Here is a 21,289-nt window from a genome sequence, read left to right as displayed (position 1 = left end):
TCGCTGCACCGCACCAGCAGCGTGTCAGCATGAACGCCATGAGCGTTCTGCTGTGCTTCCACGCGCACCCCGACGACGAGGTGTTCCTCACCGGTGGCGTGATGCGCCGGGCCGCCGACGCCGGGCATCGTGTCGTGCTCGTCGTCGCCACCGACGGTGCCCGCGGCGAGTGTCCGGACGGGTTGCTCGCGCCCGGTGAATCCCTCGCCGCGCGCCGCACGAAGGAGCTCGAGGAATCCGCCCGGGCGCTGGGTGCGGCGCGGGTGGTGCCCTTCGGATACGGCGATTCGGGAATGGCCGGCACGGCCGGCAACCACGATCCGAATGCCTTCGCCAACACCGATCCCAGTGAGGTGGGCGCGCGGCTGGCCGCCGTGATCGAGCAGGAACGCGCGGATGTCGTCACGATCTACGACGCGCACGGCGGGTACGGCCATCCCGATCACGTCCAGGTCCACCGGGCCGGGGTCCATGCCGAACGCATCACCGGACACGATGCCGTCTACGAGGCGTCGAGCAACCGGGACCACCTGATGCGGTTGCTCTCGGCGCTGCCGGACACCCCCGACGACGTGCGCCCACCGGACCTCGGGACCTTCGGCCTGCCGGAGTCGGAACTGACCACCGCGGTGGACGTGTCGGAGGCGCTGGGTGCCAAACGTGCGGCGATGGTCGGCTACGAGTCGCAGATCGGCGACTTCGGGCCGATGCTGAACATGCCCGAGGAACACCTGCGCGCCGCCTTCGGTGTCGAATGGTTCCGGCGCCGTAGCCTTCCGCCCGGCCTGCAGGAGACCGAACTCCCGCTCTGAACTAGGCGGCGGGCACGGTCTCCTCGAGTTTGCCGGTTGCCACGTCGAAGACGAACCCGCGCAGCGAGCTGGTCTTCGTGACGAACGGGCTCGTCTCGATGCGGCGCAGCGACTGGCGCACGTCCTCGTGCGGGTCGCGGAAGGACTCCGGTGCCCAGGCCGGGCGGATACCGATCTCGTCCTGCACCGCGCGCGTGAACTCGTCGTCGGTGAAGGTCAGCATGCCGCAGTCGGTGTGGTGGACCAGCACGATCTCGGTGGTGCCGAGCAGTCGCTGACTGATGGTGAGCGAACGGATCACGTCGTCGGTCACGGCTCCGCCGGCGTTGCGGATCACGTGGGCCTGGCCCTCCTCGATGCCGAGCGCCCGGTACACGTCGAGCCGGGCGTCCATGCACGCCACGATCGCGATGTGTTTGCTGGGCGGAAGCGGCAGCGGGCCGGAGAAGCCGGCCGCGTAGGTCTCGTTGTTCTTCAGGAATTCCTCGGTGACGGTCATCCTCGTCCCCCTTCGTCGTCGGACAGGCCGCCCCGATGATGGCCCGGTTCGGCGTGCCCGTACAGGGTGGTGATCGGCGTGAGCAGAACCGTTTGCCCGTTTGACCGTTCCGGCGCTCGGGTACCGCTCCCCTGCACCCTACGAACGAAGGACGGACGTCGATGGACAACGCCCCCAAGCACGGCTCGGGCCGCCCCGAGGACAACGACGACCTCACCGGCCAGAAGATCAAGCATCTCGTCGACAAGCTCGAACAGAAGGTCGAGAAGGAACGCGAGGAGGAGGGTGCGCCCGGCAATGTCGCGGACCGGGTGAAGACGGAGAAGGTAGAACCCGACGATCAGGCCCCCGAATGAGCCGTCCTCACGCGTAGATCCGCCCGTAGAGTTCGCGGATCTCGTCGGCCGTCGGGATCCTCGGGTTGTTGTTCGGGGATCCCGACGCCAGCGCCTGCTCGGCCATGACCGGAACCCTCTCGTCCCAGGTCTGCCTGTCGATGCCGTACGACTTCGGAGTCGGCACCTCCACGTCGCGGCACAGTTCCTTCAGCGCGACGACCAGGTCGGCGGCGGCGGTCGCATCCGAGGCGTCCGCCGAAGCCGCGCCGAGGGCGCGGGCACAGTCGGCATAGCGGGACTCGGCCGCGTCCACCGAGAACTCGGTGACCGCGGGGAACAGCATCGCGTTCGACAGTCCGTGCGCGACGTGGAAGTGCGCGCCGATCGGCCGGCTCATGCCGTGCACCAACGCGACGCTGGAGTTGGAGAACGCGATCCCCGCCTGCGTGGCGGCCAGCATCATCCGCTCCCGCGCCTCGGCATCCTGCCCGTCCGCGTAGACGCGTCGCAGCACCTGTCCGATGGTGCCGATCGCGACCAGCGCGAGGCTGTCGGAGAACGGGTTCGCCTTCCTGCTGACATAGGCCTCGATGGCGTGGGTGAGTGCATCCACGCCGGTGTCCGCGGTCAGGCGCGGGGGCATCGTCAGGGTGAGCCGGTAGTCGACGATCGCGGCGACCGGCAGGAAGGCCAGACCCGGGCACAGCATCTTCTCGTCGGTCTCACTGTCGCTGATGACCGTGAACTGGGTTGCCTCCGAGCCGCTTCCCGCCGTGGTGGGCACAGCGATCACCGGTAGCGCCGGGCCGATGTTGTCGCGCGGCGCCTTGTAGTCGCGCATGTGGCCGCCCCTGCCGGGCGAGCAGCCCGAGCGCCTTGGCCGTGTCCATCGGGCTTCCCCCACCGAACCCGATCACGCAGTCGGCGTCGTGCTCGGCGACCGCCGCGACACCCGCTTCGAGCGAGGCTGTGGTGGGGTCGGGCACGGTCTCGGCGAAGACCGCGGGGTGCAGTCCGGCGGCCTCGAGCTGCGCGACCATCCGGTCCACCGCACCCGTGCCGACCAGGAACTTGTCGGTCACCACCAGGGGCCGGGCGAGTCCGAGTCCGGCGACGACCTCCCCGACCTCGTCGACGGCGCCCCCGCCGACGCGCATGATGCGTGGAAGTGCGATGGAAGCCACGTGCGATCCCTCCTCGAGTATCCGGCCGACGCCTCGTGTCTACCGCATCACAGCCGCGAGCGGAGGCATCCGGCGGATCTCGGGGAGTCTCAACTCTCGACGACCCGCAGTCCCGTCTCGCGCTCGCCGGAGCCCTTCCGCGCGGTGAGCAGTCCGAGGCGCTCGAGGTCGTCCGCGCGGTAGCCCGGCCATCCGTGCAGCATGCGACGCCACCGCTCGGGCACCGCGGAGGCACCCCACCGGTCGCCGAGCAGCCCGCCCGCGATGGCCGCGACCGTGTCGGTGTCGTTGCCGGCGCGCACGGCGAGTTCGAGTGCCTCCGGCAGGTGTCCGGGGCCGTCGGTGCGGGCGTGCGTGATCGCCCACCACGCGGCCTGCAGGGCATGGACGACCCAGCCGTTGTTGTCGAACACGCGCGGACTCGGCGCGGTCTCGGCCTCGTCGAGCAGCGCCGTCCACCGCTGTGCGGCGGGCTGCGACAGGTGGGCCAGGGCGACCCGCACCCCGTCGAAGGTGCCGTGGAGGACTGCGTGACGGATCGCGAACGACCACAGCCGGCACGCTTCGGATGCCTGCTCGTCCGCGTGGGTGAGGCTGCTGATCGCATGTGCCGCGGCCAGACACCGCTCGGCGTCGTCGAGGAAGGCGAGCCCGACGGGTGCGGTGCGCATGAGCGATCCGTTGCCGCCGGTGCGCCCCGGGAGGCTGCGGGCGCGCGCCGTCATGGTGGCGGCGGTGGGGCCCGCCTCGCGCAGGACGGCACGCGTCTGGTTGCCGATGTCCTTGGGGTTCGTGGCGTACCAGCGGAGGAACTGCGCCGCGACCGCGTCGAGTCCGGCGCCCTCACCGATGTCGACGCCGGTCGCCGAGACCTCGGCGATGGCGAGGGCCATGGAGGTGTCGTCGGTCCACTCACCGGGCGCGAACGGCCCGAGACCGCCGCCGATCATGTCGATGGGCGTGGCGTCCGTCGGATAGGTGAATTCGTATCCGGCCCCGAGTGCGTCGCCTGCTGCGGTGGCGAGCAGGACTCCGGCGGCCCGGTCGTTCTGCGCTGCGGTCGTTTCCATGAACCCCTCTATTCGATCAAGTCTGCGCTAAAGTTAGCGCATCAATGATTGAATGTCCACCATGGGCACACCGACCGACTCGACCGGCAGGTCGCTCACCGACTACCCGCGCCCCTCGGTGGCCGTGGACGTCGCGGTCCTCACCGTCGACGAAGTACTGAAAGTTCTGGTCGTCGAACGTCCCGACGGCACCTTCGCCCTCCCGGGCACCTTCCTGCACCCCGGCGAGCGACTCGCCGAGGCCGCCGAACGCGCCCTGCGCGACAAGGCCGGACTCACGGGCGTGGACTTCTACCAGCTGGCCATGCTCGACGATCCCGAGCGCGACGACCGCGGGTGGGTGCTGTCGATGGCCCACGGCGCCGCGGTGCCGGTCGCCGAGATCCCCGCCGAGGCGCATCTCGTGCCGACCACCGAGACCGCCGACCTCGCCTTCGACCATGCCGAGATCGTCGACCTGGCCGTCGCCGACCTGCGACGCCGGTACTCCGCCGAGGTCGACCCCGGCAACTTCCTCGGCGAGCAGTTCACCGTGCTCGACCTGCGGCTGCTGTACGAAACCGTCTATGCCCGCAGCTATCCCAAGGACACCTTCCGCAGACACCTGCTGCACGGCCTCGAACCCACCGGCGAACTGCGCAGGGAGGGCACGGGCCGGCCCGCCGAGATCTACCGCCGGCGCAGCACTCCCCTGCCGTCGTCCACCGCCGCCTTCCTCCTGCAGTGAGGAATCAGGACGCCAGCGCGTGCGCGATCTCCGCAGCGACCGCGACGTTCCCACGGTAGACCGCGACATTCGTCTCGAGCGAGCGCCCCTCGGTGGCCCGGTGCATGTGGTCGAGCAGGAACGGGGTGATCGCCTTCCCGCGCGTCCCGGCCTCCACGGCCGCGCGTTCGGCCTCGGCGAGCACGCGGTCGTGCAGTTCCGGATCGATCTGCGCCTCGGCCGCCACCGGATTCCCGACGAGCACCGCCGACCGCAGGCCCAGCCCGTCCCGCGCCCGCGCCATCTCCGCGGTCTGCTGCGCCGACTCCACCTCGTCGACATCGCAGCCGCTGTCGCGCACGTAGAAGCCGGGAAAACGGGTGGTCCGGTATCCGACCACGATCACCCCGAGCGTCTCGAGCCGTTCGAGCGTGGCGGGGATGTCGAGGACGGACTTGACGCCGCCGCACACCACCACGATCGGAAGTGTCGCCAGGGCAACGAGATCCGCGCTCTCGTCGAAGGTCGACGCAGCCCCCCGGTGCACGCCGCCGAGCCCACCCGTGGCGAACACGTCGATCCCGGCACGATGCGCGAGCAGCGCCGTCGCCGACACCGTCGTCCCGCCGTGCAGCTGCTTGGCCGCTGCGACCGGCAGGTCGCGGATACCGAGTTTGACGACCGGGACGTCCTCCGCGCCGAGCATGCGGATCTGCTGTTCCGACAGACCCACCGTCGGGGTCCCGTCGACGACCCCGATGGTCGCGGGCAACACCCCGGAATCGCGCAGACGTTGCTCGGCGTCGAGCGCGACCTCGACGTTGCGTGGCCGGGTGAGGCCGTGCGTGAAGATCGTCGATTCGAGCGCCACGACCGGCCGCCCGGCCGCGATCGCCTCGCGCACGTAATCCGCGACGCGGATCGTTTCGCTCATACGACCGACGATAACGCGGCCTAACCGATCGACGCGGCCGTGCGGCGCCCCATCTTCGCGAGGAGCCGGGTCGTACGGTCCGCGTCCTCGGGAGCCGGCACGGCCGGAGCGCAGACACCGTCCATGTAGAGCGCGTCGCCGAAACTGTCGGCGCCGGCCTCCATCCGGTCGAGTTCGGCGTCCGAGAAGGTCGCATCGATCCCGGCGCTGCGCGCGATGTCCCAGCGGTGCACGAGCATGTCCCAGATGTAGAACTGCTCGAACGTCGCACCCACCGTGGTCGGCCCGAAGTATCCGTCGTATGTCTTCGAGACGAAGGAGTCGTCCGCGAGGATCTCGGCGATCCGTGCCGTGTGCGTCCTCCACGCCTCGACAGGACGGTCGGTGTCGGACCGCTCGCCCATCTCGACACCGCGTCCGGCGAAGAAGTCCCGCTGCGTGTCGATGACGTGGGCCAGAACGTCGCGCGCCGTCCACCCCTCACACGGCGACTGCGCATCCCAGTCGGTGTCGCGAAGCGACGAGATCACGTCGGTGAGCGGCTGGTCGGCCTCTGCGTGTCGCAGTGCTGTTGTATTCATGACTCGATACTGACGACCGGCGAGCGTGAGGTATTGATGAAACCCGACGGCGGCGACCCGGGGTCGCACCTTTTCGGCGGTAGCGATGGCACCGACCGCGTCGGCGGTCGCGACGACACCGAACGCGTCGGCGGTCGCGACGACACCGAACGTGCCCACCTGAAGGATCCGCGCGATGCCTCGCACACCATGCACCGTTATCCCGCCGCGCCCGACCTCACGGGTCTGATGCAGCGGTACTGGATTCCCGTGTGGTCGGTGCCGGCCGGCCGGGAGGCACCCCAGCGGGTGCTGCGCTATCCCGTCTGCCAACTGGTGGTCGCGCACGACTACGCGCGCTTCTACGGTGTCGAACACGGACTGTCCACGGTCACCCTCACCGGTGAGGGCTGGGCGGTCGGGTCCATGCTCAGTCCGGCGGCCGGTGCTCTGATCACCGGCACCTCGCTCGCGGTGTTCACCGACCGGGCCGTCGACCTCACCGATGTCCTCGGCGACGCCGGTGCGCGTCTGATCACGCAGGTACGCGAGGCGATGGCGCACGACCCGGACTCTCGCGAGTCGCACCGCGCCGCGACGGAGGCGTTCGACGACGTGCTGCGCGCCTATCTTCCGATCGACGAGGAGGGGCGGCTCGTCAACCGGGTGGTGGCATTCGTCGAGGGGAACTCCGACGTTCTGCGGGTCGAGCAGGTGCGGGCGGAGTTCGGTCTCGGTGAGCGCGCGCTGCAACGCCTGGTCCAGCGACGGATCGGGCTGACCCCGAAGTGGCTGATCCAGCGGCGGCGACTGCAGGAGGCCGCCGGGCGCCTGCGCGAGGGGCCCGGCTCGCTGTCGGAGGTCGCCGCCGTCCTCGGTTACGCCGACCAGCCGCATTTCGTACGGGATTTCGCCAGGGTCGTGGGTATGACGCCGGGCGCGTTCGCGGCTCGTTACGGCGGTGGCTGACCGCCCTCGCCGGATGCGGTTTCCCGAATTCGGGCGGATGTACCACATAGTGGAACGTCACAAACCTGCGACGCTTCTCGATCAGGTAAATGTAACGAAGCACACAGTGCAAACGACCTACCTGTCGAAGCACCAAAGCAGGACGAAGGGGTTCATCGTGGGACACGACCGCCTACTTTTCATCGGACGTCCGGATGCGGACGAGGTCGCGCACTGGAGCACACTGCGCGAACTCGCTCCCCAGCGAGGATGGAAGCCCACCCGGACCTTCGAACCCGGCGAAGTCGCCTGGGCCGTCGCCGCCGGCAGCGCCTTGGAGCAGTCCGGACCGATCGCCGAGGTGATCCATTCGCTGCAGGAAGCGCACATTCCTTGCACCAGCGCACTCGACGCGATCCGCCACGCGTACTCGGCCTCGCGCCTGTCGGTCTGACTCACAGGCGGGTGGCCGTCTCGCCGTCGCGGTGCGGCCACTCGCTGTGCGTTCTGCCTTCGGCTAGCCGAAGGGACTGACGTCGAGCCAGGACGCCAGAAACCCGGTGTCGCCGAAGACCTCCACGTCGGCTGCGTCCACGGCGCGCCGACGGTAGAGCACCAACAGCAGTTCCGTCAGCGGTCCGCGTACCGCCACGGCACTCTTCTCGTGGGCATGCCGCCACGCGAAGTCCTCGCCGGTCAGGTCCACGACCCACTCCGCCGAGGTGTCCGTCGCGTGGAAGTGCAGTGTCCGGTCGGGGCCGTGCAGCGCGCGGTGCCGTTCCACATCGCGCCGCGGCCAGGTGACCACCGCCAGGTCGAGCCATTCGTCCACGCAGTCCACGGCGAGATCGTGAGCCGCCTCGAAGTCCGCTCCCAACGCGACCACGGCGTCGGCACGATGCACCACGGTCTCGTGGGCGAAACGTCGGGCGAAGAACTCCGGTGTCTTCTTGCCGCCCGGGATCGGCGTCCACACCCGCATGTCCGGGCCGACCTCCCGAAGCGCGGCCTCGAGTTCGCGCGCTCCTTCCCGCAACCACGGGATCAGCTCGTCCGGATCCTCGTCGACGTAGTCCGCCAGTTCCCGCATCGCGCGGTCGGTGCGCGGCATCGCCCCTTCACCGCGGACCGCCTCGCTCGCCCAGCGGTGGCCGTAGCCGATGTGTCGAGCGAGCTGACCGACATTCCATCCCGGGCACGACGGCACCGGTGTGGTCATGTCCTGCCCGGCCAGTGAGTCCACCAGCAGTTCCGTCTGTTCGACGATCTCTCCGCAGTAACGCGCGTAGTCCAGCATGTCTGCCCTTCGTGCTCGGCTCGATACCCGCCCCGATTCTGCACGGTCGGCCGTAGTCTGGGCGCCATGCCGGCCGACGAGAGCGCACTCGAAGCCCTGTTCCCTCCCACCGGTGTCGCCGTGCTCGCGACGATCAAACGCGACGGGCGACCCCAGTTGTCGAACATCACCTACCGGTACGAGCCCGCGACCCGCACGTTCTCCGTCTCCGTCACCGACGATCGGGCGAAGACCCAGAACATGCGCCGAGACCCGCGCGTGAGCCTGTTCGTCGACTCCGACGACAAGTGGTCCTACGCCGTCGCGGAGGGCGAGGCCGAACTGACACCGGTGGCCGCGGACCCCCACGACGACACCGTCGAGCAGCTCGTCGAGTTGTATCGAGCGGTGCAGGGCGAGCATCCGGACTGGGACGACTTCCGGGCCGCGATGGTCGCCGATCGCAGGTTGCTGCTGCGTGTGCGGGTCTCCCGCTTCTACGGCGCCGCGCGCTGATCCTGTGGCACCGCGACGGGCACCGGCACGTATCGCGGGATGTACCGGTACATCACTCCGGCACCGACGAGGGCGAGTGCCCCGATCGCGGTGGCACCACCGGCGAGCGACACGGTGGCCACCGCTCCGACGACGAGTGGTCCCGCGAACGATCCGGTGTCGTAGGTCAGTCGCCACGCAGCCAGGAACTCGGCACGCGCGTGCGGTGGTGAGACGTCGGCGCCGAGCGTCATGACGATGCCGTTGCTCATACCGTTCGCCGTCCCGAGCACCACCGCGACCACCACGAGCCACCACAGCTGCTGCGACAGCGGCAGGATCAGGAAGGCCGTGCCGAACAGCAGCAGCGCCGGTACGGCCGTCACCCGGCGGCCGTAGCGGTCCATCAGAACTCCGGCCGGGTAGGCCAGCGCCACGTCCACTGCCGCCGCAACGCCGAAGATCAACGAGACGGTCGCCGGCGCCACCCCGATGTGATCGGCCCACAACGGCAGCACCGCGTCGCGTGAGGCGCGCGACGCGCCGACGAGCATCGCACCGACACCCAGCGTCCCGAGGACCGTCCGGTGGGGGGCCGCCACCGCGATCACGCCGCCGCTGCGCCGCTCCGACCTGTCCGGTTCCGGCACAGCGGCATTCACGACGAGCGCCCCGGAGACGACGATCGCGACGACCTGGACGATCAGCCCTCCGCTCACGCCCGTCAGGTGCACCGCACCGGCACCGACGAACGGACCGACGAACACACCCGCCCTGCTCATAGCGGCGTTCGCAGAGATGCCACGGGCGCGCATGTGCAACGGCAGGGCACCGGCGAGATAGCTCTGCCGCGCGAGCCCCCACACCGCGTTCGCGAAACCGGTGAGTGTCGCGCCCACCGCGAGCACCGCCGGGGTGGGCGCCGACAACGACACGAGCACGCCGGTCGCACCGAGCGCCGATCCGAGGACGATCGCGCGACGTTCCCCGAAACGCGCGACCACCGTGCCCGACGGCAGGTCGCCGAGGACCGCCCCGAATGCGACCAGCGCGACGATCAGTCCCGCGACCGGCACGGACGCGCCGAGTTCGCGGGCGAACAGCGCCATCATGGGAGCACCGGCACCGGTGCCCAGACCGAAGATCGCCGACGGGACGAACAGCGACAGGAAGAACGGACGGAGCCCGGGTCCGGGCTCCGTCCGTTCGGTCACGCGGTTCAGACTGCCTCGAACGGTTCGCCCTCGAGCGCGACGGATTCGCGTCCGTCCGGTCCGACCGGCACGTCACCTTCGAGAGTGATGCGGTACAGGCGCCGATCGTGTTCGGTGACGAGATCGCTCGGGGCGAGATGCACGGCGGATCGGTTGTCCCAGAATGCGATCGATCCCGGCTCCCACTTGAAGCGGACCGTGTACTCGGGACGGCCGAGTTCCTCGAAGAACAACCCGAGCAGACGCCGGCTCTCGTGCGGCGAGACCCCCGAGATGTACTGCGTGAAGCCGGGGTTGACGTACAGCGCCTTCTCCCCCGTCTCCGGGTGCACCCGCACGACCGGATGCTCACTCACCAACGGGCGACGCTCGACGCGACGCAGGTAGTCCTCGGTCGGCTTCGCACCGTCACCCGGAGTGAAGCGGTGCACCGCACGCAGTTCGTCGGCGAGTCGCTGCACGGGCGCCGACAGACCGTTGTACGCCGCCACCGCGTTCGACCACTGGGTGTCGCCGCCGTAGGGCGGGAGGGTCTCGGCGCGCAGGATCGACGCGAACGGCGGGTTGACCGCCGCCGTGACGTCGGCGTGCCAGCGCACCTTGTCGTAGCCGCTGCTGTTCGCGATGCGCGCCTTGAACCGGTCGCGGAAGATCGGGTAGATCGTGGGGTGGTCCGGGTCGGGAATCGAGTCGAACAGCGGATGCGCCGGGGTCGGCTTCCCGAAGTACGACGAGAACCGCAGATGCTGGTCGTGGTCGAGGAACTGGTCGCGGAAGAACACAACCTTCCACTTCAGCAGCGCCTCTCGGATGGTGGTGATCTCGTCCTCGGCGAGTTCGCGGGTCAGGTCGACGCCGCGGATCTCTGCTCCGGCATGGCCGGACTGGGGGACGACGTCGAGGCGGGTGGCGGCCTGGGTCATGGGACTGCTCCTTCTATCGGTTGAACATCTTCTATGGGTGGGACATCGGTGACGGGTCGGATCAGGGAAGCGGATCCGGAACGCTGTCATCGGCCTCGTTCTGCGCGACGACGATGTCGTTGTAGCGGCCGTCCACGTATGGCGAGACGTCGACGGGAACGGTCATGGTGCCGGTCTCGTAGAGCCCGTCCGCGACGCTCTGGAACAGCGCGATCGACTTCTCGTCGATCGGGTAGAACCGTCCGCTGCCCGTGTGGTCGAGCAGTTCGCGGCCTTCCTCGGGTGTCATCCCCTGAGTGCCCACGTGATACGCCTCCACCCACTCGTCGGGATGCGAGGCGATCCAGTTGTTCGCGGCGACCGAGCGTCCGACGTAGTCGCCGATCGCTGCGGCCTTCGCAGGATCCTCGAGGGTCTGCTTCCGCACGATCAGGGTGTTGATGCCGGTGTTGATCCCCGTGCCGTCGCCGAGGATGGGCGGTGAGCCCACCTTGTAGTACTGCACGCCGGTGAGGATCGCGGCGTCCACGGCTCCGGAGGAGAAGGTCGGAGCGACCTCCGCGCCGGCCAGTTCGACCGCGTCGATGTCGGTCTTCGGGTCGAGTCCTGCCTTCGCCAGCAGGCCCGCGACGATCATGTGCCGGCCCGTTCCGGGCGGGTACGCGACCTTCTTGCCCTTCAGGTCGGCCACCGTCTCGATGTCGCTACCCGGCTGCGCCACCAGGAAGTAACCGCCACTGCTGCCGGGATTCGCTTCCAGTGCGATCGCGACGATGTCGGTGATCCCGTTCGCGACCGCGATCGGGATGGGTGCTTCACCCAGGGCACCGATGTCGGCGGCACCGGAGCGCAACGCCTCGATCACGGCCGGACCACCGCTGAAATCGGCGAACTCGAGGTCGTACGGCAGATCCTCCCCCGCCCCGGAGAGGTAGAGGGGTTGCGAGCGGGTCGCGTTCTGCTCGGCGACGACGAGCTTCACACCGTCGGGGATGTCGTCGCCGGTATGCGCGATGGTGGCCTCGGCGAGGGCTTCCTGCCCGTCGGCACCGCCGAGGCCGCACGCGGATGCCGCGAACAGCACTGCGAGCGACGGCACCACGAGCCATCGCGAGCGAACACTACGAAACACAGTCGATCCTTCTCGGGAGGCGTCCGGACCTGCTGTCCGGACGTAGGGGGAACACGGGCCGCGCTCAGCGCGCGGGACACAGCACGCTCAGCGCGCGTCGGGCTGGTCGCCGACACCGAGTTCGGTGAGCAGGCGGCGTCGCAGGGCGACGAACTCGCGGGAGTCGCGCCCCCTCGGGCGCGGCACCTCGACCTGCGACGACAGGGAGATCACCCCGTCGGTGAGGACGATGACGCGATCCGCGAGCAGGATCGCCTCGTCGACGTCGTGGGTCACGAGGAGCACCGCGGGCCGGTGCTTGGCCACCAGCTTCTCGAGCAGTCCGTGCATGCGGATCCGGGTGAGTGCGTCGAGAGCGCCGAAAGGTTCGTCGAGCAGCAGCAGTTGCGGTTCGCGGACGAGTGCCCGGGCGAGGGCGACCCGCTGCGCCTCTCCCCCGGACAACGTCCGCGGCCAGACCTTCGCCTTGCTCTCGAGTTCGACCTCGGCGAGCGCGTCGAGCGCCTCGGCCCGGGTGCGGGCGTTGTCCGGTCGTCCGATGTTGACGTTCGTCAGCACCTTCTGCCACGGCAGCAGCCGGGGGTCCTGGAAGACGATGGCCTGTTTCGCCGGCACCCGGAGATACCCCTCGACGTCGGGGTCCAGCGCTCCCAGCGCCCGCAGGAAGGTGGACTTGCCGGAGCCGCTCCGGCCGAGCAGCGCGACGAATTCTCCGGGGGCGATGTCGAGATCGAGGCCGTCGAGCACCACCTGCTCGCCGAACACGCGCCGCACACCGCGGGCGACGACGACGGAATCGAGCGCGGTCCGTTCGGTCACATCAGTTGCCATCGAACGACCTCCTCCACGTGAGCAGGCGAGCTTCGAGGGCGCGCACGATGAAGATCGAGAGCAGACCGAGGATCGCGTAGACGGCGATCAGGACGAAGACCACGTCGAGCTGAAAGTATTCGCGCGCGTCGCTCATCATCCGTCCCAGACCACGTTTGGCGTTGATGGTCTCGGCGAAGATCAGCGACAACCACGCACCGGTCAGGGCGAGCCGCAGGCCGATGAGGAAGCCGGGCAGCGCGCCAGGGAGGATGACCCGACGGATCAGTTCGCGGCGCTGGACACCGAACGATCGTGCCGCTTCGACGAGTCCGGCATCCACGCTCCGGATCGCGGAGAACGTGTTGATGTAGATCGAGACGGCCACGGCGAGCGTGATGAGCAGGACCTTCGGGGTCTCACTGATACCGAACCACACGATGAGCAGCGGAACGAGCGCGAAATTCGGTACGGCGCGCAGGATTTCCATGTTGGCGTCGACGAAGTTCTCACCGACCCGCGACAGTCCCGAGACCAGCGCGAGGACCAGGCCGAGCACGATGCCGATGAGCAGGCCGTTGCCGACCCGCAGCAGGCTGATCGTCATGTGTTCCTGCAGTTCCCCGTTGGCGATCAGTCGCCACGCCGCGGTGAGCACCGACAGAGGCCGGGGAAGGACGTTCTCGCCGGACAGGCCGCTGGACGCGGTGAGTTGCCAGGCCACGACGAGCAGGACCGGCCCGAGCAGCCGCTGGGCCGAACGCGGAACGCGGGACGAACTGCGGGTCTTCCGGCTGATCGCGGTGGGATCGATCAGTCCCGATGCCCCGGTCGTCTCGGGCGTGTCCGCGACATCCGGTGTCGTCCTGCGCGCCTTGTCGAGGATGGTTGCCACGATCAGCTCACCCCGACCCGACGTCGAAGCGTGTGATTGCTCGTCATGGTCGCCGACAGTAAGGAGTGCCCGCACGGCCGAGCCACCCTTGTGATCGAGGTGATCGCAATCGGCCGCCTCGGCGGGTGCCCCAGGAATCACGGTGATCGCAACGGTTCGTTCCTCGCCGGAAATGGACTGCACTGGAACGGATTCCTGTCGGGACTTCGGAAGGTGTCCACCTTGCCCTCTCAGCTCCATCTCAACGTGTTCATCACCGGCGCCGGTCATCACGAGGCGTCCTGGCGTCTGCCCGGCACGGCACCCGAACGGGTTGACGACGTCCACTACTTCCGTGAGATTGCGCAGACGGCCGAGCGCGGGAAGTTCGACTCGATCTTCTTCGCGGACGTCCCGGCCGTGGGTCGTCACTACGACCGGGTGGCCCAGAGCAGTTTCGAACCGCTGACGCTGCTGTCCGCGCTGGCCCTGGCGACCGAACGGATCGGGCTCATCGGCACGGTCTCGACGACCTACACCGAGCCGTACAACCTTGCGCGCCAGTTCGCTTCGCTCGACCACATCAGCCGTGGACGTGCGGGGTGGAACATCGTCACGTCCTGGTCGTCCGCCGCCGCCTACAACTTCGGTGTCGACGGCCGACCCGGCCACTCGGAGCGCTACGCCCGCGCCGCCGAATTCCTCGACGTCGCAACGGCATTGTGGGACAGCTGGGAGGACGACGCGGTCGTGCTCGATCGCGACACCGGGGTATACGCCGATGCGCGCAGGGTGCACCGGATCGACCACGCGGGCGCACACTTCCGGGTGCGTGGACCCCTCGACGCCGCACGTTCCCCACAGGGCCGACCCGTACTGGTCCAGGCCGGATCCTCAGCGGACGGCCGCGCATTCGCGGCGCGTTACGCCGAAGCCATCTTCACCGCGCAGGTCGACCTGGACGATGCGCGCCTGTTCTACCGCGACGTCAAGCAGCAGGCCGCCGAATTCGGCCGCGATCCCGAGGCGGTCAAGATCCTGCCCGGCCTCTCCCCGATCGTGGCGTCCACCGAGGCCGAGGCGCGACGCATCGAACAGGATCTCGCCGACCTGTCGATCCCCGAGGTCGGACTGGCACACCTGTCTGCGAGGTTCGACGACGTCGACCTGTCGGGCTTCCCGCTGGACGGCCCGGTGCCGCTGTACGCTCTGCCCCGCCCCGAGGACGTGCAGGGAGCGCAGAGCCGATCACGCATCATCTTCGACCTCGTCGAGCGCGATCCCGGCCTGACACTGCGCGAGCTCCTGCACCGCCTCGCCGGGGCCCGCGGTCACGGCACGGTCGTCGGCACACCGGAGCATGTCGCCGATCGCATCGTCGCGTGGTTCGAGGCGGGTGCCGCAGACGGTTTCAACATCATGCCGCCCTATCTGCCCGGCTCGTTCGAGGTCTTCGTCGACGAGGTCGTACCGATCCTGCAACGTCGTGGAGTGTTCCGCGCCGAGTACGAAGGGACCACGCTCCGCGACCACTACGGGCTGTCGCGGCCGGCCGGACTGTTCTCGCAGGTGCCCGTTTCGTAGTCGATTCGGGTGTCCTCGACGTCGCTGAGCGCAGTCGGAACCACCGAAGTTCCTGTCAGGGATGCGTCCGGAACAGAATCTCGGAGATCGGACGGCGCGGCGTCGCCGCATCCGGAACCGGCCCCGAGCGGACACCGACCCGGATCATCGCTTGCGGCGCACCCTCGATCCGGGCTGTGTCACGCAGGAACACTCGTGCGGATTCCGACTCCGTCAGATGCGTGACGGAGCACGTGGCCAGCCCGCGGGCGGTGCACGCGAGAAGCACGGCCGACAGGGCCTCACCGCTCCGCAGCCAGTCGAGCCGCGTGTCCGTCGTGGTCGACAACAGAAGTATTGCGGCCCGGTCCTCGGCTTCGGCCGAGTCGCCGGTCGCGCTGCCGGGAGGGAACTCCCGTTCGGTCGCCACCGTGCGTTGCCCCGGAGGGAGTGCGTCGGGAGGTATTCCGTCCGGGTACATCCCGTGCCCGGCCCACCAGGAAAGTTCCGTCTGGTAGGCCGCATCGGAGCGACGCTCACCACCGATGCGACGGGACAACTCTTCCAGTGCAGGTCGCTCGTGTTCGGCGATCGCGCTCAGGTGGACACCGGTGGACTCGACGAGCGTCTGCAGAGCGCTCTCGGTCTGCTCCCACTGCGGTGGAGCCTCCATCGGCAACCGTTCGGTACGCCGGTGACCGATCGCCTCTGCCATCCGGAGGTCGATGTCTGATACCGCGTCGGTCCGGTGGAAGCGCAGGGTCGCGAGACAGCGACGATTCGTCGGGTCGGGCATCCGCTCGACCTCCGTCGCCCAGTGTCGGGCGATCAATGCCGTCCGAAGATGGTGCAGCACCGCTCCGCAGGACAGCAACATCTGGCGACCGGACGGATCGGTGGCCGGCAGGATGCGATCGTTGTCGCTGAACAGCGTGAGCCCGTCCGCGTCCAGAACCCACCGCCACGGCTGACTGTTGTGCAGCGACGGCGCGCGGCCCGCCGACGCAACGGCGGATTCGAGAGTCCGACGGTCCGGCATCGTCTCCACTGCTGCCTCCGGATTTCGAAAGCCCCGTCTCCCAGTGTCGTATACGACCGGGGATTCCGACGGGATTCCGGCGTTCGGCCGTACTGTGGGCCGATGTACTCGTACAAGGTGGTCGAGATCCGCGAAGGCATGTTCGGCGGCAAGATGTCCGGCGACAAACTCGAGAAGATCCTCAACGACCACGCCCGCGCCGGGTGGCGTCTGAAGGCCATCACCTCCGCCGACATCAAGGGACGGGTCGGTCCCGGCGGCGTCGAGGGAATACTCGTGACGTTCGAACGCGAGGAGTGAACACGATTTCGGTGGTCCCGGCCCCGCTGAGCGGGGGTGGAACCACCGAAATCGTTCGTGTGCGGGTCAGGATGCGAGCAGGCGACGGAACGAGCTGCGGTGGAACACGATGGGTTCGACGTCGGCGTCGGTGAGCAGTTCGTTGATGCGCAGCACGACGATCGCGTGATCGCCCGCCGGAACCTCCTGCTCCACCGTCACGTCCATGCGCACGCTCGTGCCGGACACGAACAGCGCGCCGCCCTCACGGCTCTCGATGTCGATACCGGCGAAGCGGTCGCCGTTCTTCGCGGCGAGCACCCGCGCGGCACCGTCGTGCTCCTCGCTGAGCACGCTGATGCCCAGGTGCGGGAGCGACGACAGTCGCGGCCAGGTGGTCGAGGTGTTCTGCACGCAGAACGAGACGAGCGGCGGGTCGAGCGAGACCGGCACGAAGGTGCTCGCCGCCATCCCGATCCGCTCCCCGTCCACCTCCGCGCAGATCGCGACGACGCCCGAGGGGACGTGCGCAAATGCCTGACGCAGAGACGGTCCGTCGAGAGTGGTCATGAGGCGGCCTCGTTTCGGAGTGCGGCGGACAGCACCGGCGACCAGCGTTCGGCGTAGTCCGCGATACGGGTATCGGTTGTGTAGGTCGAATCGTGAAGATACAGGCCGGGCGCCGGGGTCGTGGCGCCCAGTTCCACCAGGACGGGCTTGAGCAGCAGGTCGGGTGCCAGCGCGTGCGCAGGACCTGCGCCGAGCATGAGCGGCACCGCGACGACGTCGCGCAACCCGTCACCGGTGGCGAACTGGTCGAGGAACAACTTGAGGACGCCGGTGTAGGTGGCCTTGAAGGTGGGACTCGCGAACACCACGAGATCGGCGGCCGCGACGGTCTCGACCGCGGCGGCGACGGTCTCGTCGCCCCAACCGAGCAGTCCCGCGCCGAGTGTGATCACGTCCACAACGTGATCGGGCTCTCGTCCGGTGAGCGCCGTGGCGAGGCGGGCTCCGGCGTCCAGAGTGCGGGATGCGGGCTTCGGGTTGCCCGCGACGACAACGATCGTCACTGGAGTTCACCTTCCGGATCGGCCCTCCGGAGGAGAGCGAAGTACCCCGCCATCCTTCTCTCCGGTCGAGCGGACCGGAACCGTTTCGATCCGCACGAGCGGAAAGCTCGACGACCCCTCGGTAGGGTCGGGTGGATGAGTGTCGCGGAGTCACAGTCAGCCCCCACCGACGGTCTCGCGGGATGGGCGCTCGACCTGATGGACCGCCTCGGCGGTGTCGGTGCCGGCATCGCGATCGCACTCGAGAACTTCTTCCCTCCGCTGCCCAGCGAGGTCATCCTGCCGCTCGCCGGGTTCGCGGCGAGCCTGGGCAGCTTCACCCTGTTCGGTGCGCTGTTCTGGACAACGCTCGGTTCGGTGGTCGGCGCTCTCGGCCTGTATTCGATCGGCCGCTGGGTGGGTGAGGACCGGATCCGCAGGGCGGTGCGGAAGTTGCCGCTCGTCGACGTCGACGACCTCGACCGTTCGACGGCGTGGTTCGAGCGGCACGGACGCAAGGCCGTCTTCTTCGGCCGGATGGTGCCGGTCTTCCGCAGCCTCATCTCCATCCCCGCGGGTGTCACGCAGATGCCGATCTGGCAGTTCCTGGCCTTCACCACCGCGGGCAGTCTGATCTGGAACTCGATCTTCGTGCTGGCCGGCTATCAACTCGGCGAGAACTGGAGCGCGGTGGAACCGTATGCCTCGGTGCTGCAGTACGTCGTGATCGCCGTCGTCGTCGCGGTAATCGCCTACGGGCTCGTCCGTCGCATCCGCTCGCGCGCGAAGAACACCGCTTCGGACAACCGCAACTGACGGTCAGCCCCACACGGTGATCGCAGTGCATGCACCCGCCACGACCAGCACCGTGACGATGTCCCCGAGCCGCAGTCGCAGCGGTGGGCGGGTCGCCGATCGAGGACCCCGCACCGACAGTGCGTCGCCGAGATCGCGGATCTGCCGCATCGACACCGACACCACCGCGCCGACGGCGTCGATCACCTCCTGCCACCATCCCGCCGGATTGCGGAAGCCGGGCCGGCCGCGCACCTTGCGGGCGGCGAACAGCACGCGCATCTCGGCACGCACGGTCGGCAGCATCCGCAACGCCAGCGCGCACACCGTCACCCATTCGTCGACGGGCAGCCGCAACAACCGCAGCGGCGCGAACAGGACCGGCAGGGCGTCGACGAGATCGGACAGCCGCGTCGTCCACCCCACCAGCGACGCGAGGACCAGCAGCCCCACGCCGAGCAGGATCGTCCGGACGTAGGCGGTGAGTCCGCCGCCGGCGGCGTTGAGCACCAGGCCGACGGCGAGGACCGCGAACACCCACCACGGAATCGTCGGGACCACCCCGCGCGGGATCCGCGCGACGAGCACGCCCGCGACCAGCACGGCGAGCAGGATTCCGAGCCCGGTCCAGCTCGGCGCGAAACTCACCGCCACCGACAGCGCCGCTGCCGACAGCACCTTCGTACCCGCCCACACCCGGTGCAGGGGTGTCTCCCGCGGTACCGGCCGCAGCAGGATGACGGGGCGGCGCTGCCGCGTACGAGTGCGACTCATGCGATCACCGCTCCCGTCTGCTCCACGATGCGTCCGTCCGCGAGCACCACGGTGCGCGAACACACCTCCTCCATGCCGTGCAGGTCGTGGGAGATGACGACGACGGTGACGTGCTCGACCGCCCGTAGATGGGCGAGGATCGACACCACTTCGCGGCGGCCCCGCAGGTCCAGCCCGGCCAGCGGTTCGTCGAGCACGAGCACCCGCGGGGTGCGGGCGAGCTGGGCGGCGATCGCGACCCGCCGCATCTCTCCGCCGCTGAGCCGATCGATCGGCCGGTCGATCAGTTCGGGACGCAGACCCACCCGGTGCAGGACGGCGGCGACGTAACCGCGGTCGGTGTGCGGAAGTCCGGCCACCTCGGAGATCTCCTGCGCGACGGTCGGTCGCTGCAACTGGAGCCGGGCCTGCTGGAAGACCATGCCCACTTCCCCGTGCAGGTCGGCGGTCGGGGTGTCGTGCAGGACGGCCGTTCCGTGCGTGGGACGCATCAGTCCGGCGACGATCCACGCGAGCGTCGACTTGCCCGAACCGTTCTCCCCGACGACGAGCACCCCTTCGCCGCGGCAGATCGTCAGCGACACCTCACGCAGGGCGGTGTGCGCCCAGGGTGTTCCGGCCGCGTAGACGTGCGTGACATCGCGTAGTTCGAGGACCGGCTGCGGGAAGGACGGGGCGGTCGCCGGGACCGGCGCCGGCAGGGGCGGTGGCGCGACCTGCGGGACGATCCGACCGTCGGCGATGTGCACGATGCGGTCGGCGGCGCGGGCCTCGTCGTCGAGGTGGGTGACGAGCACGACCGCGGTACCGTCCCGCGCGACGTCCGAGAGCAATCGGATCAGGTCCGCGCGACTGTCCGCGTCGACCATCGCGGTGATCTCGTCGGCGATGAGCAACGCGGGTCGCCGCGCCAGTGCGCCCGCCAGCGCCAGTCGCTGCAGTTGCCCGCCCGACAGATCCTCCGTGGCGCGGTCCTCCATCCCGGCGAGGCCGACGCGGGCGAGCAGATCCTCGACGTCGACGTCGTCGATCCCCCACCGCAGGTCCTCGGCGACCGTGCGACCGAGCACCTGGCTCTCGGGATGTTGCAGGATCATCGCGGTGCCACCGGGGCGTCCCGGTCCGACGGGTCCGGGCCGGTCGACCAGGCCGACGGTCGGCTCGAGTCCCGCGAGCAGCCGCACGAGTGTCGACTTGCCCGAGCCGTTGCCGCCGACGATCGCGACGAACTCCCCGGCTCCGATCGTGAGGTCGATGTCCGACAGGGCGTCGCGCTCGGTTCCCGGATACCGGTAGCCGGCCAGGCGCAGGGCGACGGGCAGCGGATCCGGGTCGGCCGTGGGGTCCTGCTCGGGCCAGTCGACGGATCGGGTCGCCCACGTACTGCGCAGCGCCACCACCCGGAAGATCCCGAAGCACAGCAGTGCGGTGCCCACGGTTCCGACGAGCACTGCGCCACCGATCCACACCCACCACAGACGCACCATGATCTCGAGGGTCCGGTCCCAGGTGTCGACGAACTGCTGACCCGCACCCGCTGCCTCGAACGCCCGGATCGTCCCGCGCATCGACGCTTCGAGCGCCTCGAGCAGCAGTACCCGGGTCCGGTCGAAGACCAGCAGCAGACCGCAGACGGCGGCGGCGAGCAGCAACCCGGCCGGGACGGATCCGGCCAGCACCATGAACACCGCGGCGTGACCCCACCGGCGGTGCGCGAACCCGACGAGCGTTCCGATACCGGAGAGGACGACGACCGCGGCGACGGCGAACGGTCCGCCGGCCACGAGCGCGACCACTCCGGCGGCAACGGTCGCGGCGACGATCGCGCGCAGTCGCCCGGTGGCCGCGAGGAAGGCGACGGGGAGCGCGACGAGCACCTGGGCGACACCGACAGGTATCAGCCCCGTGACGACCGACAGCACAGCGGTCAACGTCCCGAAGACCGCCGCTGCAGCGGCCTCCGGTGGTCGTAGAGGTCCCCGTGTCCTGGTCACCGATCGCACCGGGCCAGT

At 69.2% G+C, this 21,289-nt stretch carries 24 protein-coding genes and 1 pseudogene; 9 read left to right on the top strand and 16 right to left on the bottom strand.

Going from position 1 to position 21,289, the window contains the following annotated elements; all coding sequences use genetic code 11:
- Window positions 1–38: 38 nt before the first annotated feature.
- Window positions 39–812: a PIG-L deacetylase family protein gene (locus tag U9J23_RS08030; protein WP_272268961.1), complete on the top strand. Its 774-nt coding sequence runs from the start codon at window positions 39–41 to the stop codon at window positions 810–812.
- A gap of 1 nt (window position 813) precedes the next feature.
- Here U9J23_RS08030 and U9J23_RS08025 read toward each other — a convergent pair whose 3' ends face one another.
- On the bottom strand, window positions 814–1,311 hold the full coding sequence (locus U9J23_RS08025; protein WP_229567775.1) for a beta-class carbonic anhydrase: 498 nt from the start codon (window positions 1,309–1,311) through the stop codon (window positions 814–816).
- 161 nt (window positions 1,312–1,472) lie between these two features.
- On the opposite strand from U9J23_RS08025, the gene U9J23_RS08020 reads away from it, so the two are divergent.
- Window positions 1,473–1,667: a hypothetical protein gene (locus U9J23_RS08020; RefSeq protein ID WP_060654362.1), complete on the top strand. Its 195-nt coding sequence runs from the start codon at window positions 1,473–1,475 to the stop codon at window positions 1,665–1,667.
- A gap of 7 nt (window positions 1,668–1,674) precedes the next feature.
- On the opposite strand, the pseudogene U9J23_RS08015 reads toward U9J23_RS08020, so the two are convergent.
- Together U9J23_RS08015 and U9J23_RS08010 are read right to left on the bottom strand one after the other, a co-directional pair.
- Window positions 1,675–2,806, bottom strand: a pseudogene (locus U9J23_RS08015) (iron-containing alcohol dehydrogenase).
- Between the two features lie 116 nt (window positions 2,807–2,922).
- Window positions 2,923–3,903: an ADP-ribosylglycohydrolase family protein gene (locus tag U9J23_RS08010; RefSeq protein WP_272268962.1), complete on the bottom strand. Its 981-nt coding sequence runs from the start codon at window positions 3,901–3,903 to the stop codon at window positions 2,923–2,925.
- 61 nt (window positions 3,904–3,964) lie between these two features.
- Here U9J23_RS08010 and U9J23_RS08005 point away from each other — a divergent pair, with 61 nt between their 5' ends.
- Window positions 3,965–4,630, top strand: coding sequence for an NUDIX hydrolase (locus tag U9J23_RS08005; protein ID WP_229567772.1), 666 nt, complete (start codon window positions 3,965–3,967; stop codon window positions 4,628–4,630).
- 4 nt (window positions 4,631–4,634) lie between these two features.
- Here the strand turns inward: U9J23_RS08005 and U9J23_RS08000 are convergent, their stop codons facing one another.
- Together U9J23_RS08000 and U9J23_RS07995 are read right to left on the bottom strand one after the other, a co-directional pair.
- On the bottom strand, window positions 4,635–5,543 hold the full coding sequence (locus U9J23_RS08000) for a pseudouridine-5'-phosphate glycosidase (RefSeq protein WP_230825199.1): 909 nt from the start codon (window positions 5,541–5,543) through the stop codon (window positions 4,635–4,637).
- A gap of 20 nt (window positions 5,544–5,563) precedes the next feature.
- Window positions 5,564–6,124, bottom strand: coding sequence for a TIGR03086 family metal-binding protein (locus tag U9J23_RS07995; protein WP_272268964.1), 561 nt, complete (start codon window positions 6,122–6,124; stop codon window positions 5,564–5,566).
- A 36-nt stretch (window positions 6,125–6,160) separates the two neighbouring features.
- Here U9J23_RS07995 and U9J23_RS07990 point away from each other — a divergent pair, with 36 nt between their 5' ends.
- Together U9J23_RS07990 and U9J23_RS07985 are read left to right on the top strand one after the other, a co-directional pair.
- Window positions 6,161–7,072, top strand: a complete 912-nt coding sequence (locus U9J23_RS07990; RefSeq protein WP_272268965.1) for a helix-turn-helix domain-containing protein — start codon at window positions 6,161–6,163, stop codon at window positions 7,070–7,072.
- A 157-nt stretch (window positions 7,073–7,229) separates the two neighbouring features.
- Window positions 7,230–7,505 (top strand): hypothetical protein, encoded by a 276-nt coding sequence (locus tag U9J23_RS07985; RefSeq protein WP_059383641.1) that lies wholly within the window; start codon window positions 7,230–7,232, stop codon window positions 7,503–7,505.
- Between the two features lie 63 nt (window positions 7,506–7,568).
- Here the strand turns inward: U9J23_RS07985 and U9J23_RS07980 are convergent, their stop codons facing one another.
- Window positions 7,569–8,348: a maleylpyruvate isomerase family mycothiol-dependent enzyme gene (locus tag U9J23_RS07980; RefSeq protein ID WP_326602235.1), complete on the bottom strand. Its 780-nt coding sequence runs from the start codon at window positions 8,346–8,348 to the stop codon at window positions 7,569–7,571.
- Window positions 8,349–8,405: 57 nt separating this feature from the next.
- On the opposite strand from U9J23_RS07980, the gene U9J23_RS07975 reads away from it, so the two are divergent.
- Window positions 8,406–8,843 (top strand): PPOX class F420-dependent oxidoreductase, encoded by a 438-nt coding sequence (locus U9J23_RS07975; RefSeq protein WP_370670868.1) that lies wholly within the window; start codon window positions 8,406–8,408, stop codon window positions 8,841–8,843.
- On the opposite strand, the gene U9J23_RS07970 is transcribed toward U9J23_RS07975, so the two are convergent.
- The 5 genes from U9J23_RS07970 to U9J23_RS07950 all read right to left on the bottom strand — a co-directional run bounded on the left by U9J23_RS07970 (window position 8,825) and on the right by U9J23_RS07950 (window position 13,796).
- Window positions 8,825–10,036, bottom strand: coding sequence for an MFS transporter (locus U9J23_RS07970; RefSeq protein ID WP_272268967.1), 1,212 nt, complete (start codon window positions 10,034–10,036; stop codon window positions 8,825–8,827). The two genes, U9J23_RS07975 and U9J23_RS07970, sit on opposite strands and share 19 nt — an antisense overlap.
- 5 nt (window positions 10,037–10,041) lie before the next feature.
- Complete coding sequence (locus U9J23_RS07965) at window positions 10,042–10,959, bottom strand: TauD/TfdA dioxygenase family protein (RefSeq protein ID WP_059383637.1); 918 nt, start codon at window positions 10,957–10,959, stop codon at window positions 10,042–10,044.
- A gap of 61 nt (window positions 10,960–11,020) precedes the next feature.
- Window positions 11,021–12,091, bottom strand: a complete 1,071-nt coding sequence (locus U9J23_RS07960; RefSeq protein ID WP_229580222.1) for a PhnD/SsuA/transferrin family substrate-binding protein — start codon at window positions 12,089–12,091, stop codon at window positions 11,021–11,023.
- An 87-nt stretch (window positions 12,092–12,178) separates the two neighbouring features.
- Window positions 12,179–12,922 (bottom strand): ABC transporter ATP-binding protein, encoded by a 744-nt coding sequence (locus U9J23_RS07955; RefSeq protein WP_059383635.1) that lies wholly within the window; start codon window positions 12,920–12,922, stop codon window positions 12,179–12,181.
- Entirely contained in the window at window positions 12,912–13,796 is an 885-nt protein-coding gene (locus U9J23_RS07950; RefSeq protein ID WP_080968354.1) for an ABC transporter permease, read from the bottom strand. Before U9J23_RS07950 ends, U9J23_RS07955 begins: the two co-directional genes overlap by 11 nt.
- Window positions 13,797–14,009: 213 nt before the next feature.
- Between U9J23_RS07950 and U9J23_RS07945 the strand changes: the two genes are divergently transcribed.
- Window positions 14,010–15,359, top strand: a complete 1,350-nt coding sequence (locus U9J23_RS07945; protein ID WP_059383718.1) for an LLM class flavin-dependent oxidoreductase — start codon at window positions 14,010–14,012, stop codon at window positions 15,357–15,359.
- A gap of 55 nt (window positions 15,360–15,414) precedes the next feature.
- On the opposite strand, the gene U9J23_RS07940 is transcribed toward U9J23_RS07945, so the two are convergent.
- Complete coding sequence (locus U9J23_RS07940) at window positions 15,415–16,377, bottom strand: Acg family FMN-binding oxidoreductase (protein ID WP_059383717.1); 963 nt, start codon at window positions 16,375–16,377, stop codon at window positions 15,415–15,417.
- A 102-nt stretch (window positions 16,378–16,479) separates the two neighbouring features.
- On the opposite strand from U9J23_RS07940, the gene U9J23_RS07935 reads away from it, so the two are divergent.
- Window positions 16,480–16,677, top strand: coding sequence for a DUF4177 domain-containing protein (locus U9J23_RS07935; RefSeq protein WP_059383634.1), 198 nt, complete (start codon window positions 16,480–16,482; stop codon window positions 16,675–16,677).
- A 66-nt stretch (window positions 16,678–16,743) separates the two neighbouring features.
- Here the strand turns inward: U9J23_RS07935 and U9J23_RS07930 are convergent, their stop codons facing one another.
- Together U9J23_RS07930 and U9J23_RS07925 are read right to left on the bottom strand one after the other, a co-directional pair.
- Entirely contained in the window at window positions 16,744–17,226 is a 483-nt protein-coding gene (locus tag U9J23_RS07930; protein WP_016692074.1) for a flavin reductase family protein, read from the bottom strand.
- Complete coding sequence (locus tag U9J23_RS07925) at window positions 17,223–17,729, bottom strand: NADPH-dependent FMN reductase (RefSeq protein ID WP_059383633.1); 507 nt, start codon at window positions 17,727–17,729, stop codon at window positions 17,223–17,225. The genes U9J23_RS07930 and U9J23_RS07925 overlap by 4 nt, the downstream gene beginning before the upstream one ends.
- A gap of 135 nt (window positions 17,730–17,864) precedes the next feature.
- Here U9J23_RS07925 and U9J23_RS07920 point away from each other — a divergent pair, with 135 nt between their 5' ends.
- A complete protein-coding gene (locus tag U9J23_RS07920; protein ID WP_059383632.1) occupies window positions 17,865–18,524 on the top strand; it encodes a DedA family protein in 660 nt (219 codons plus the stop codon).
- Window positions 18,525–18,527: 3 nt separating this feature from the next.
- On the opposite strand, the gene U9J23_RS07915 is transcribed toward U9J23_RS07920, so the two are convergent.
- A complete protein-coding gene (locus U9J23_RS07915) occupies window positions 18,528–19,277 on the bottom strand; it encodes an energy-coupling factor transporter transmembrane component T family protein (RefSeq protein ID WP_059383631.1) in 750 nt (249 codons plus the stop codon).
- A complete protein-coding gene (locus tag U9J23_RS07910; protein ID WP_326602225.1) occupies window positions 19,274–21,271 on the bottom strand; it encodes an ABC transporter ATP-binding protein in 1,998 nt (665 codons plus the stop codon). The genes U9J23_RS07915 and U9J23_RS07910 overlap by 4 nt, the downstream gene beginning before the upstream one ends.
- Window positions 21,272–21,289: the final 18 nt, after the last annotated feature.

This window comes from Rhodococcus sp. PD04 (genome assembly GCF_035918275.1).
Classification (GTDB): Bacteria; Actinomycetota; Actinomycetes; order Mycobacteriales; family Mycobacteriaceae; genus Rhodococcus; species Rhodococcus rhodochrous.
Note: the sequence above shows the minus strand (reverse complement) of the source record. Positions and strands in the feature narration are given on the sequence as shown.